We start from the raw sequence: 12598 nt of genomic DNA on the forward strand, positions 1-12598 counted from the left end.
CTTCACGGCTCGCGCAAAAGTTGTCCTAATGATTGCGGAACGAGTGGGGAACATGAGATGCGCGTGCTGCTTGTGGAAGATGACCTGACCACCGCCCGTGGGGTCACCCTGATGCTCAAGGCGCAGGGCATGATCGTGGACGCCGCAGATACGGGAGAGGAGGCTCTCGAGCTCGCCCGGCTCTATGACTACGACATCGTCATCCTCGATCTGATGCTCCCGGACATGGAAGGCTATGAGGTGGTGCGGCGGCTTCGCGCCGCGCGCCACGCGACGCCCGTCCTGATCCTCTCCGGCCTGTCCCGCCCGGGTGCGAAGGTGAAGGGCTTCGGCCTTGGCGCCGACGATTTCATCGTGAAGCCCTTCGACAGCCAGGAGTTGATCGCCCGCATCCAGGCCATCGTCCGTCGCGCAAAAGGCTTCGCGCAGCCGACGGTTTCTGTGGGCAACCTGACCCTGGATCTCGGCGCGCGGGAGGCGAGCGTGGCCGGCCGGCCGGTGCACCTCACCGGGAAGGAATACGCGATCCTTGAGCTCCTCACGCTCCGCAAGGGGATGGTGATGACGAAGGAGGCCTTCCTGAACCATCTCTACGGCGGGATCGACGAACCCGAGGTGAAGATCATCGATGTCTTCATCTGCAAACTGCGCAAGAAGCTCTCCCAGGCCGGCTGTGATGAACTGATCGGCACCGTGTGGGGCCGCGGCTATGTGCTGCGTGATCCCTCCTCCAGCCCGCTGCGCGTAGCCGGCGGCTTCCTGCCCCAACCCGTATCCGCCAGCGCCGCAGCCTGAGCCTGCGACCGAGCCTCGCCCGAACCGTCCGGGTGGTCTCCTCCAGCAAGGGAGAGAACCACCCAGACGTCGCTCCGCAGGAGGGGCTGAACTGGAAGGCGCCACGTCAAGGCACCGTTCAAGCAGTGCCGGGGTGAATCAGCCTGCCAGGGCCAGTTTCGGGGCAGGCGCGTAAACGCCACGCTCTCCCTCGACGATCATAAACCGGTCACTCAGCCCCAGCACCGTTTCCGCCCCGCCGAGATACAGCACGCCATCCGGGGCCAGCCGATCCGCAAGGGCCGACAACACGCGGGTCTTTGTCGGCGCATCGAAATAGATGAGCACGTTCCGGCAGAAGACGACATCAAAGCTGCCGAGGTGGCGCAGATCCGCCAGCAGGTTGCCGGCTTCGAAACGTACCGCGCTGCGCAAAGCTTGCGAGATACGCCACTGCCCGGCTTCCTGCCGAAAATGCTTCACCAGCATCTGCACCGGCAGGCCACGCTGCACTTCGAACTGGGAGTAGATCCCCTCCCTCGCGCGCCGGACAACCTCCTGGCTGAGATCCGTCCCGATCACCTCAAGCCGTTGAAGCAGGCCGAGCTGCTCCGCCACCATGGCGATGGAATAGGCTTCCTGCCCCGTCGAGCATGCGGCGGAAAGCACGCGCAGCCTGCCTCCCGGACCACGCGCGGCTGCAAGGCGCGGCAGGGCGCGCCTGAGATGCTCGAATGGCTTTCCGTCCCGGAAGAAGAAGGACTCATTCGTGGTCAGCGCCTCGGTCACGGCTGCCGCCAAGGCCTCGGCGCCAGGCAACCGCAGCCTGGCGGCCAGGGCTTCCAGATCCGCAAGGCCCTTCTCGCGGAGCAGGGGCCCAAGCCGGGTATCCAGCATATAGGCCTTGTCCGCGCCCAGCACGATTCCGGCCCGCGCGCGGACCAGCGCCGCGATCGTGTCGAAAGCCACTCCGCTCACGATGCCATCCTTCTCGCTTCAAGCGGCCCGGCCTCGGCCATGATGGATGCCACGCGGGCCCCCAGGCGATCCGGCGGCAGCAGCTCGCGTGCGATCCCGGCCCGGGCCACGGCGCCAGGCATGCCCCAGACAACGGAGGAGACCTCATCCTGCGCCAGGATCGTGGCGCCGCTCGCTGCCAGGGCCCGGCATCCGGCAAGCCCATCCTGGCCCATGCCCGTCAGGATCACGGCCAGCACGCGGCCGTCGCAGGCATGCTGGGCGCTGCGCAGCATCGGATCCACGGCAGGGCGGCAGAAATGCTCCGGCGGATCATCCCGCAACCTTGCCAGAAGACCGGAGCCGCTACGCTCGACCAGCAGGTGACGATCACCAGGGGCGAGATAGGCACGGCCCGGCAGCAAGGCTTCACCATCCCTGGCCTCCCCCACGCGCAGCGGGCCAACCCTGTCCAGATGATCCGCCAGCATGGTGGTGAAGCCCGCCGGCATGTGCTGCACGATGACCAGCGGCACCGGAGGCACGGGTGAAAGGGCCCGCAGGAACCCCGCCAGGGCTTGCGGCCCGCCGGTCGATGAACCGACAGCGACCAGCACGGGCATTTGCGTGGGCCTGGGCAGCTGCGCCGCCATCGGGGGCGCGGCCTTCACAGGCAGGGGACGCGGGCTGACAGAGGGGGCAGGCTTGCGCCGCATGCGTGCCCAGCCCTTCACCTTTTCCAGCAATTCCGCGCGGAACACGGGATCCAGCGCGCCACCGCCTGCAGCCCCTGGCTTGGGGATGTAGTCTGATGCGCCGGCGCGTAGCGCGGCCATCGCCGCCGCGGCCCCGCGCTGTGTCAGCGCACTCGCCACGATCACCACGGGCCGAGGCTCCGCGCGCAGCAAAAGGGGAAGCGCGGTCATCCCATCCATGACCGGCATTTCGAGATCGAGCAGCACCACATCCGGGCGGGTGGCGGCAAGGGCATCCAGCGCCTGGCGGCCATCCCCCACGCGTGAGACCACTTCGATCGCGGGATCGGCTCCAAGCAGCCGGGAGAGAATGCCCCGGACCGTGGCGCTATCATCGCAGAGCATCACGCGTACCGGGCGCCCATCCGGCGGCGCCCCGGGATGCGGCCCGCTCATGCCGCCTCGTCGGGCAGCAGCCCCAGCACCTCGAGCTTGCCCGCGAGGATCGCATCGTCGAACGGCTTCATGATGTATTCCTGAGCGCCGCTCTCCAGCGCCGTCACAATGCGGGAGAGGTCGCTTTCGGTCGTGCACAGCATGACGCGCGGCTCGTCCGCGCCGAACTCCGCCCGGGCGTGCCGCAGGAAGGTGATCCCGTCCATCACGGGCATGTTCCAGTCCAGCAGGACAAGGCTGGGCAGGGACTCGCGGCAGGCATCCAGCGCCTGCTGCCCATCCTCCGCTTCGCGCACCGCGAAGCCTCGCGCCTCCAGCATCCGCCGTGCGGCCCGGCGGACGGTCCGGCTGTCATCCACGACAAGGCAGTCGAGCATCGCCTCTCCTCCTCACCCGATGTCCAGCACGCGCTCGACATCCAGCATGATAAGGAGGCTCTGCGTTCCTTCCCCGCTGGCACCCGGCAGGTCCTGGTGAACGCCGGCGCAGACACCCTGCCACAACGGATCCAGGGTCGGCGGATTGGGAGCCAGCCCGGCTTCGGGAAGCGCGAGAACATCGCCCACCGTGTCCGCGAGCAGCGCGTAGAGTTCGCCACCCCCCTCGACCACCACGCTCATCGGCGCCCCCGCGCCGGCTTCGCGCGGCGGAAGGTTGAGCCGCCGGCGCAGGTCCACGGCGGTGACGATACGGCCGCGAAGATTGAGACCGCCCGCCACCTCGGGCGGCGCCAGCGGAATGGGCGTGATCACCTGCGGCCCGAGGATGTCACGCACCCCCAGCACCGGCACGCCGCAGAGCTGCCCGGCGACGGTCAGGGTGAGGATGGCGGTTTCGCTCGAGGCCGGCACCGCGGCGGCACGGCGGGGGGCAAGGGCGGCTTCCATGATCGGCTCCGGCTCAGTGCATCGCATGGGGGGTCAGGCAGCCGCGCAGCGCTTCCAGCAGCGCGTCGCGCTCGAACTTCGGTACATGCCGGTCGAACCCGGCCTCGCGGCTTCGCCGGATGGCGGCCTCATCGATGTGGGAGGTCAGGGCCAGCAAGGGAGTGTCCTGCCAGGCACCGCCATCCCGCGCGGCGCGTGCAAGCCCCAGCCCGTCCAGCTCCGGCATCTCGATGTCGGAGACGATGGCGTCGAAAGCCTCGCCGGAGTCACGCAGCTTCAAGGCCTGTGCGCCCGTCGCGGCCGCCACCACATCGAAGCCGGCGGCGCCCAGCGCGGGGACGAGCATGTTCCGGAAGAAGGCGCTGTCCTCCACGACCAGCAGGCGCGGCCGGGGCGCATCGGCGGCACGCTGCGGGCCGAACCAGTCCTCGCCGGCCTGCCGCAGCCACCAGGCGCAATCGATCACCTCGGTCGCACGGCCGGATATCACGGCCGTGCCGAGATAACCCGCACGCTCCTGGCCGCTTTCGATCTTCAGGGCTTCCTCGACGACGTCGAGAATTTCGTCCACGGCCAGCCCCATCGCCCGGCCGCCATCATTGAAGACGAGCACGGCCTGGCGGCCACCCGGCTCGGGCGGCATCCAGCCATCGCCGATCGGAACCAGCGGCATCAACGCGCCGCGGTACTGGACGACAGGCTGCCCATGGGACATCTCGATCCGCTCCGCAGGCAGGTCTTCGAGGCGCGCGACAAGCCCCAGCGGCACGGCGCGTGGTCCTCCGGTGCCGGCGCGGAACAGCAGCAGCGACATCCTCTCGGAGGAGGCCGCACTCGCGATCGCCGCGCCGCGCCGTTCCTCCTGCATGCCCTCGGCGCCCACCCCCGTGGCACGGGCGATCCCGTTCGGATCGAGGATCATGATGACACTGCCATCGCCCAGGATGGTGTTGCCGCTGAACATGGTCACATGCCGCAGGATCGGCGCCACGGGCTTCACCACGATCTCCTCCGTGTCGAAGACGCGATCGACGATGATGCCGAACAGGTTTTGCCCGACCTGCGTCACCACGACGAAGCCTCCCCTCTCCGCGTCAGGCTTCTCCTCAAGGCGCAGCAGCCGTGAGAGCGAGACAAGGGGCAACAGCCGGTCCCGCAGGCGAAGGACGGGCGCATCCTTGATGTGCATCACGCCGTCTCCCGCGCGGACCAGCTCCACCACGCCGATCTGCGGGATGGCGAAACGCTCGCCCCCTGCCTCCACGATCAGCGCCGAGACGATGGCCAGGGTCAGCGGGATCTTGATGAGGAAGGTCGTGCCCTTCCCCTCGCGCGAGCGCAGGTCGATGGTCCCGCCGATCTTCTCGACATTGGTGCGGACCACATCCATGCCCACGCCGCGCCCGGACACCGAGGTGACGGCGGCAGCGGTCGAGAAGCCGGCGCGGAAGATGAAGCGCTGGATGTCCCGCTCCCCCATCCCGGCGAGCTCCTGCTCCGTGGCCAGGCCCTGGGCGAGCGCCTTCGCGCGGATCTTCTCCACGGGCAGGCCGCGCCCGTCATCGCCCACCTCGATGATGATGTGGCCACCCTCATGATAGGCGTCGAGCGTGATTCGGCCCGCTTCCGGCTTGCCGGCCTCGCGGCGCTCCGCCGGGCTCTCCAGCCCATGGTCGCCCGAGTTGCGCACCATATGCGTCAGCGGGTCCCGGATCATTTCCAGCACCTGCCGGTCCAGCTCGGTGTCGGCGCCGCGCATCTCCAGGTCGATCTTCTTGCCCAGTTCGCGGGACAGGTCGCGCACCAGCCGTGGCAGGCCTTTCCAGGCGTTGCCGATCGGCTGCATCCGCGTCTTCATCACGCCTTCCTGCAGCTCCGAGGTGATGTGGGAGAGGCGCTGCAGCGGGCCGGTCAGCGCGCTGTCCTCCCGCGCGCGGGAGAGCTGCAGGAGCTGGTTGCGCGTGAGGACCAGCTCACTGACAAGGGTCATCAGGCTTTCCAGCACATCCACATTGACCCGCAGCGTCTGGGCCACAGCCACGGCTTCCGCCGGTGCCGCGGCGGTAGGCGTTGCCGGCGTAGCGGCCTCCGCCTGGATCGGTGCCTGGGGGGGATTTGGGGCGGGCTGCAGCGCGGCTTGCCTCCTCTTCCGGGGCGCGGAGCGCGCCTTTGGCGGCACCGGCCCGGGGCCAGCGTCCCGCGGCGGCATCTCCGCTTGGCCGTGGTCCGCTTGGCCTGAATCCGCTTGGCCAGGGGCGGCCGGCTTTGCGCCGGCCTCTTTGCGACTTGCCCGGCGCGGCTTCGCCGGCTTGCTGGCGGCAGGGGCCTGGCCCTGGGCGGCGTCCTCCCGGGGCGGCCTTCCCGCAAACACGGTATCGAGTTCCGCGATGATGGCGGAATCGTCGCCCGCAGGCTCGCTACCCGCCGCCTCAAGCCCGGCCATGATCTCCCGCACCCGGTCAACCACGCGCAGGATGAGCGACACGCCCTCGGAGGTGACGGCCAGGGATCCGTCACGGTAGCGGCCCAGCACGTTCTCCCCGGCATGGGCCACCTTCTCCAGCCGCGAGAGGCCGAGGAAGCCGCAGGTGCCCTTGATCGTGTGGATCAGCCGGAAGATCTCACCGATGGTCTGGGGATCGTCCGGGTGCCTCTCGAGGCGCAGCAGCGCCGCATCCAGCCCGGCCAGTCCCTCGCCTGTCTCGGTGAGGAAATCGGCGATCAAGTCGTCCATCGGAACCCCGCGATCGGTCTGTCGCGGCAGGATCGCGGTTGGACACGAAGATTCCGTAAAGCCCGCGCAGGGGCGCTCAGGCCATGCCGGCTGACGCGCCGCGAGGGGGAATGCGGGAAGCGGCGCGGGACAGAAGGGTGAGCGGCGGGATCGCCGCCCCACCGCCCATGGCCAGGGAAATCTCCATTCCCGCCAGCGCCGCGACCCGCGCCAGCAGCGGCGCGAGCACCTCGCGCGGGCCACCGGGCGGGGTGCCGGCCAGGACCGCGGTCAGCGCCGTGGGCCATGCCGCATTGCGACCCTCCGGCCAGATCGCGAGGCCGGTTTCGTCCCCGGCCAGATGCACCACGCCCCCGCGCGGCAGCGCCTCGCCGCCCAGCATGGCGGCGACCAGCACCGCCTGCGCCAGGGCCTCCGGCAAGGGCGTCCCGGGCAGGCCGGACAGGTCGGTCCTCACGCGGCCATTGGCCAGCGTCCCGTCGAGCAGCCCGGCCAGATCCTCCCGGCCCAGAGGGCCTGTGCCGGCCCCGGCAGCCGCGCGCCATAGCCGGAGCCGGCGGCGCATCGCATCCGCACCGTCCCGGGCCACGCTCAGCGCCTCGTCGGGCGCGGCCTCCACCAGATCCAGCGCCCCGGACAGCGCCCCAAGCGGCCCGCCGAGGTCGTGGCAGATGCGCGCGCACAGGTCCTGCGCCAGGGCAAGGTCATCCATCGGGCCGCTCCTGAAAGGGGGTGCCGCTTGTGCGCTCGCCCGCCTTGATGGCTAGTAAAGCCAAGCGGCCAGGGGAAGCCGCCCCAGAGCAGCACCGAGACAGAAGGGGGCGACCGGTTTCATGCCGGACAGCATTTTCGAGCCAGGACAGCTCGTTCGCCATCCCGGCCGGCCGGATTGGGGATCCGGGCAGGTTCAATCCGTGGTCGGCGATCGCGTAACCGTGAACTTCGAGCACGCGGGAAAGTTGCTGATCAACACGAGCAATACAACCCTGGATATCGTGGACGGAGCCGGGAATTGAGTGGTTTCCCGGCCATTCTGGCCGAATCGGTGCTGAACACGGGTTTCCTTGTCGCCCTCATCGCCACGGCGATTGCCGGGCTCATGCGCGGGTATTCCGGATTCGGCACCGCCATCCTCCTCGCCCCGGTCTTCTCCACCCTCTGGGGCCCCAAGGCTGGCGTGCCCGTCGTGCTGCTGATGGAACTGCTTGTCTCCGCGCAGCTCCTTCCCCGCGCCCTGGGAGAGGCGGACCGGCGGATGGTGATCCCGATCGGGCTCGCCGCCGTCCTCGCCATGCCGATCGGCTCCCTCGTGCTGCTCGCCGCGGATGGCGTCCTGCTCCGGCGCGCCATCGGCCTTCTCGTCCTCGTCTTCGGGATCGTGCTCCTGTCCCCATGGCGCTATCGTGGGGAGCGGCCACTGGGGCTCAATCTGGTGGTGGGCGCCATCAGCGGGTTGCTGAAGGGCTCCACGGGCATGTCCGGGCCGCCCGTGATCTTCTACTTCCTCTCGGGGCCCGAGGAGGCGCGGCGGCACCGGGCGAACTTCATCCTCTTCTTCGGGGTGATCGGGGTGGCCTCCATCTTCCCGCCCCTGCTCGCCGGGCTGATTGATGCCCCGGCGCTGATCCGTTCCGTCGCCCTCATCCCGCCGTTGCTGCTCTGCGTCCGGACGGGATCGCGGCTGTTCCATGTCATCCCGGTCGCCTGGTACCGGCGCTTCGCCTTCGGTGCCCTCATCGCCGCCGGCGGCATCGCCCTGCTGGGCTAGGGGCCCTTGCGTAAAGCGGGGTGGGCCGCCCAAATCATGACCAATCCTCGGGAGTGCCCCTGACCATGCTTGATCCGTTCGGCCGGCGGATCTCCTATCTCCGCGTCTCGGTGACGGATCGCTGCGATCTTCGCTGCGTCTATTGCATGGCCGAGGACATGACCTTCCTGCCGAAGAAGGAACTCCTCACCCTTGAGGAGCTGGAGCGGCTCTGCGGCGCCTTCATCGATCTCGGCGTGGATAAGATCCGGCTGACGGGCGGCGAGCCGCTGGTGCGGCGCGGGGTGATGCAGCTTTTCCAGGGGCTTGGCAGCCGGATCGGCGCTGGCGGGCTCAAGGAACTGACCGTCACCACCAATGGCACGCAGCTGACCAAGATGGCGGATGACCTGTTCAAGGCCGGGGTCCGCCGCATCAATGTCTCCCTGGACACGCTGGACCCGGAGACCTTCGCGGCCGTCACCCGCTGGGGAAAGCTGGAGCAGACCCTGGATGGCGTCTTCGCCGCCAAGGCCGCGGGGCTGCAGGTGAAGATCAATGCCGTCGCGCTGAAGGGCGTGAACGAGCACGAGTACGACCGGATGATCGCCTGGTGCGGCGAGCATGGATTCGACCTGACGCTGATCGAGACCATGCCCATGGGTGACATTACCGGGGACCGCACGGACCAGTATCTTCCCCTTTCGACCATCCGCCGCCGCCTGGCGGAGCGCTGGACCCTGCTGCCCAGCGCACACAGCACGGGCGGCCCGGCCCGCTACGAGACGATCCAGGAGACCGGGCGCCGCATCGGCTTCATCACGCCGATGACCCACAACTTCTGTGAATCCTGCAACCGCGTGCGGCTGACCTGCACCGGCACCCTCTATATGTGCCTGGGCCAGGAGGACGCGGCCGATCTCCGGGCCCCGCTGCGCGACCCCTCCGTGGATGATACGGGCTTGCGGGATGCCATCCTCTCCGCCATTGCGCGCAAGCCGAAGGGCCATGATTTCGTCATCGGGCGGAACCATGCTCCCTCGGTCGGCCGGCACATGAGCGTGACGGGCGGTTGAACAGCCAGGAAGCAAGGGGCGGCGCGGCGTGCTGGATTCGGAACTCGTCACCAGGCTCGCCATTCCTGGCCTGCCGGAATGGAGTGGGCTGGTGGTGCTCCTCCTCGGCCTACTCTTCCTCGCCGCCTTCCTGATGATGCCCTTCAGTGTCTTCGGCCTGAAGTCGCGCCTGGACGCCATCGAGGCGCAGCTGGACGACGTGCAGCAGGAAATCCGCAGCCTCGCGCTGCGCCTTCCGGAACCCGCCGCCCTGCGTCGCCGCCCGGCCGCGGCGGAGGAGATCTACGACGACCCGCCCATCCTCGCCCGGCCCGAACCCGCCCCGCGAGAGGACCGGGCGCCGCGCATGACGCCCCCCATTCCCCCGCCGCCCACCTGGCCCGAAGCCGGCCCGCGTGACGCCGGCCGCCGCATGGAACCGCGCCTGGGCGGCCCGCGCCGCTGACAAGACTCGTCTGGGGAGCCTCCGCCACCGGGTTCCCGCCAGGGCCGCGATCAGGCGGCGGGAAAGCGGGCGGGCCGGGCCGGGGCGGAGAGAAGCGGCGCTAGCCCGGATGGGCTGCGGCCCAGCGACCTTCCTGGGTGCGCCCGCCATAGCCATAGGCATGGCCATCGGCGGCATGGACCAGGACATAGCTCTCCTCGTGCAATGGGCCGAGCAGTTCGCCGAACGCGGCGAAGGCCTCCCGCACGAAGGCCGCCGTCTCGTCCTTGGTGTTCGTCCCGGCCGTGATCTTGATGTCCAGCCAGAAGGCCGCGAGACCCTGTTCGGCGAGGCTTCGCCCGGCCACGAACCAGTCCTCCGCCCGGGCAGGCTCCACCAGCACAGCGGTCACCCCCGGATCTTTCCCTAGCCGTTCCGCCGCCAGCCGCGAGGCCAGGGCGGCCAGCTGTGCGCGCGTGCCGGCCCCCTCCCCAGGCGCCGCGTAGCGTATGGTGATCATCGGCATGGCCGGCTTCTCCTGCTTTCCGGCCATAATGTCGCGCGCCCGGCTCCATCGTGGAATTCCATCGTCGGCTGGTTTCATCATAGTCTTCCGCGATCATGCTCGACCTGGAATCCGTCCGCCTCTTCGTGCTGGCCGTGGAGTTCGGCAATCTCACCCGCGCCGCTGAGGCGGCCGGCACGGTCCAGCCGGCCGTCAGCGCGCGGCTGAAGGCTCTGGAAGCCCGGCTGGGCCGCCGTCTCCTGGACCGTTCCCCCCGCTTCGTTCGGCCGACCGCCGAAGGTATCGCCTTCCTGGCCCGGGCCCGCGCGCTGCTCGCCGCCCATGATGAGGCGCTGCGATTGGGGGATGCCCCGGCCATGCGCGTGGCGATCGGGTTGAGCGACCATGCCGTCGGGCTCGGCCTGCCTGCCCTCCTCGCCCGGTTGCGTGCCGCCCTGCCACCGCATGCCCTGCTGGAACTGCACAGCGGCGCCTCCATCCCGCTGCGCGAGCGTTTCGAGGAAGGCGCGCTGGATGCCGTCATCCTCCGCCGCGAAGCCGGTGGTGCGGAGGGGGAGGTGCTGGGGGAGGATCCGCTGGGCTGGCGGGGCGCGCCGGATTTCACGCTTCCGGCGGGCGCTGCGGTGCCCCTTGCGCTGCTGGCCCCGCCCTGCGGCGTGCGCGCCGCGGCAGAGCGGGCCTTGGATGCGGCCGGGCGGCCCTGGCGGGAGGCCTACCGGGGCGGAAGCTGTGCCATGCTGCTGGCCGGCGCCGGGGCGGGGCTGGGCCTGGCGCCGATGGGCCGGATCAGCGCGGGTGGCGCGCCGGACCTCGGCCCTGAACTGGGGTTGCCGCCCCTGCCCGGCTCGGAGATCGTCCTGCTCGGCCGGGCGGGCTCGGCCGGAGCAGCGGCGGCGATCCGTGTCCTCGCCGCCGGCATGCGCGCCGCGCTCAGCCCGGGAGGATCTCCGCCAGCCGCTCCGCCGGGCGGCAAAGGCGGACACCTTGCGGGGTGAACACGAAGGGCCGCTCGATCAGGGCCGGGTCCCCGGCCATCGTATCGAGCAGCGCCCCGTCATCCAGGCGGGGATCGGCGAGCCATGTAGCGCCTTCCTTCTTCCGCATGGCCTCGCGTGGCGTCAGCCCCGCGGCGGCGATGGCGGCCGCCAGGGCGGCGCGCCCTGGCGGCTGGCGCTTGTAGTCCACCACCTCCGGCTCGAACCCGGCGGCGCGGATCGCCTCCAGCACGCGGCGGGACGTGCCGCAGGCCGGGTTGTGCCAGATGGTGACGCCCGCCATCAGCCAGCCTCGATCTTCGCCGTCCGCACGATCTCGGCCATGGCGCGCCGCTGCTCGGCCACGTAGTTCGCGAAGCTCGCGGGATCCGTGCCCAGGGGAATGGCGCCCAGCGCTTCCAGCCGCTGCTTCACGGTGGGGTCGGCCAGCGCCGCCTTTGCCGCCTCATACAGCTTGGCGATCACCGGCTCCGGCGTGCCGGCGGGGGCATAAAGGCCGTTCCACTCGTTCAGTTCATAGCCCGGGAAGCCCTGCTCGGCGATGGTCGGAAGCTCCGGCATGGGCGCGATCCGCTCCGCGGTGGTCACCCCAAGGGCCCGCAGCTTCCCGTCCTTCACCAGTTGCAGCGAGGAGGAGACGGTGCCGAAGACGAAGACCGTGCTGCCGCTCATCAGGTCCTGAAGCGCCGCCGTGCCGCCGCGATAGGGCACGTGCTGGATGTCGAGCCCAGCGCGCTGGAGGAAGAGCGCCGCGGCGAGATGCGCGGCCGTGGCATTGCCCGAGGAGCCATAGGAGAGGTCCGGCTTGGTCTTCGCCCAGGCGATGAACTCGGGAAGGGTTTTCGCGGGCACCTTGGCCGGGTCCACCACCAGCATCTGGGGCAGCACCACGACCTGGCTGATATAGGCGAAGGCCTTGGCGTAATCGAAAGGCAGGCCCTTCAGCACGAAGGGATTCACCACATGGGCGAGCGCATCGACCATGATGGTGTGCCCATCCGGCGCCGAGCGCGCGATTTCGCCGGCGCCGAGGCTGCCCCCGGCCCCCGGCCGGTTCTCGACGATGACCGGCTGCCCCAGCACCGCCCCCATGGGCCCGGCCATCAGCCTTGCCGTCGTGTCCACCCCGCCACCCGGCGTGTAAGGGGCGATGAAGCGGATCGGGCGGTTGGGGAAGCCGGCCTGCGCGGCGGCCCGGCGCGGCAGGATCACCGGCAGGGCGAGAAGGCCTGCGCCCAGGGTGCGGCGTGCGATCTTGGTCATATGTGTCCTCCTGCCCAGGCTTCTAAAGGGTTTTCCCCCGGGCTGTCGTCACATGGCGCGGCCG

At 69.8% G+C, this 12598-nt stretch carries 15 protein-coding genes; 6 read left to right on the forward strand and 9 right to left on the reverse strand.

The genetic code is table 11. The annotated features are described in order from the left end of the window. The first annotated feature begins 57 nt into the window (after positions 1-57). Complete coding sequence (gene ctrA, locus J8J14_RS08880) at positions 58-795, forward strand: response regulator transcription factor CtrA (RefSeq protein ID WP_209379151.1); 738 nt, start codon at positions 58-60, stop codon at positions 793-795. Between the two features lie 138 nt (positions 796-933). On the opposite strand, the gene J8J14_RS08885 is transcribed toward ctrA, so the two are convergent. The 6 genes from J8J14_RS08885 to J8J14_RS08910 all read right to left on the reverse strand — a co-directional run bounded on the left by J8J14_RS08885 (position 934) and on the right by J8J14_RS08910 (position 7215). Next, a complete protein-coding gene (locus tag J8J14_RS08885; RefSeq protein WP_209379152.1) occupies positions 934-1752 on the reverse strand; it encodes a CheR family methyltransferase in 819 nt (272 codons plus the stop codon). After that, positions 1749-2882 (reverse strand): chemotaxis-specific protein-glutamate methyltransferase CheB, encoded by a 1134-nt coding sequence (cheB, locus tag J8J14_RS08890; protein ID WP_245215598.1) that lies wholly within the window; start codon positions 2880-2882, stop codon positions 1749-1751. The genes J8J14_RS08885 and cheB overlap by 4 nt, the downstream gene beginning before the upstream one ends. After that, complete coding sequence (locus J8J14_RS08895) at positions 2879-3259, reverse strand: response regulator (RefSeq protein ID WP_209379153.1); 381 nt, start codon at positions 3257-3259, stop codon at positions 2879-2881. Before J8J14_RS08895 ends, cheB begins: the two co-directional genes overlap by 4 nt. A gap of 12 nt (positions 3260-3271) precedes the next feature. Then, the gene (locus J8J14_RS08900; protein WP_209379154.1) at positions 3272-3769 is read right to left on the reverse strand and encodes a chemotaxis protein CheW; all 498 of its coding nucleotides are present in this window, start codon (positions 3767-3769) and stop codon (positions 3272-3274) included. Positions 3770-3782: 13 nt separating this feature from the next. Next, positions 3783-6503, reverse strand: coding sequence for a hybrid sensor histidine kinase/response regulator (locus tag J8J14_RS08905; RefSeq protein WP_209379155.1), 2721 nt, complete (start codon positions 6501-6503; stop codon positions 3783-3785). A 76-nt stretch (positions 6504-6579) separates the two neighbouring features. Further along, a complete protein-coding gene (locus J8J14_RS08910; protein ID WP_209379156.1) occupies positions 6580-7215 on the reverse strand; it encodes a histidine phosphotransferase family protein in 636 nt (211 codons plus the stop codon). 121 nt (positions 7216-7336) lie between these two features. Between J8J14_RS08910 and J8J14_RS08915 the strand changes: the two genes are divergently transcribed. From J8J14_RS08915 to J8J14_RS08930, 4 genes are all read left to right on the forward strand, one after another. Then, entirely contained in the window at positions 7337-7519 is a 183-nt protein-coding gene (locus tag J8J14_RS08915) for a DUF3553 domain-containing protein (RefSeq protein WP_209379157.1), read from the forward strand. After that, the gene (locus tag J8J14_RS08920) at positions 7516-8271 is read left to right on the forward strand and encodes a sulfite exporter TauE/SafE family protein (protein ID WP_245215599.1); all 756 of its coding nucleotides are present in this window, start codon (positions 7516-7518) and stop codon (positions 8269-8271) included. The genes J8J14_RS08915 and J8J14_RS08920 overlap by 4 nt, the downstream gene beginning before the upstream one ends. Before the next feature lie 65 nt (positions 8272-8336). Then, the gene (gene moaA / locus J8J14_RS08925; protein WP_209379158.1) at positions 8337-9326 is read left to right on the forward strand and encodes a GTP 3',8-cyclase MoaA; all 990 of its coding nucleotides are present in this window, start codon (positions 8337-8339) and stop codon (positions 9324-9326) included. 28 nt (positions 9327-9354) lie between these two features. After that, complete coding sequence (locus tag J8J14_RS08930; protein ID WP_209379159.1) at positions 9355-9771, forward strand: hypothetical protein; 417 nt, start codon at positions 9355-9357, stop codon at positions 9769-9771. Positions 9772-9871: 100 nt separating this feature from the next. On the opposite strand, the gene J8J14_RS08935 is transcribed toward J8J14_RS08930, so the two are convergent. Continuing rightward, positions 9872-10276, reverse strand: coding sequence for a tautomerase family protein (locus tag J8J14_RS08935; protein WP_209379160.1), 405 nt, complete (start codon positions 10274-10276; stop codon positions 9872-9874). A 95-nt stretch (positions 10277-10371) separates the two neighbouring features. Between J8J14_RS08935 and J8J14_RS08940 the strand changes: the two genes are divergently transcribed. Next, the gene (locus J8J14_RS08940; RefSeq protein ID WP_209379161.1) at positions 10372-11271 is read left to right on the forward strand and encodes a LysR family transcriptional regulator; all 900 of its coding nucleotides are present in this window, start codon (positions 10372-10374) and stop codon (positions 11269-11271) included. Here J8J14_RS08940 and J8J14_RS08945 read toward each other — a convergent pair. Then, a complete protein-coding gene (locus J8J14_RS08945) occupies positions 11207-11554 on the reverse strand; it encodes an ArsC/Spx/MgsR family protein (protein WP_209379162.1) in 348 nt (115 codons plus the stop codon). The genes J8J14_RS08940 and J8J14_RS08945 overlap by 65 nt on opposite strands. Then, positions 11554-12534, reverse strand: coding sequence for a Bug family tripartite tricarboxylate transporter substrate binding protein (locus J8J14_RS08950; RefSeq protein ID WP_209379163.1), 981 nt, complete (start codon positions 12532-12534; stop codon positions 11554-11556). The genes J8J14_RS08945 and J8J14_RS08950 overlap by 1 nt, the downstream gene beginning before the upstream one ends. Between the last annotated feature and the right edge of the window lie 64 nt (positions 12535-12598).

The organism is Pararoseomonas baculiformis, from assembly GCF_017813395.1.
GTDB classification, from domain to species: domain Bacteria; phylum Pseudomonadota; class Alphaproteobacteria; order Acetobacterales; family Acetobacteraceae; genus Roseomonas; species Roseomonas baculiformis.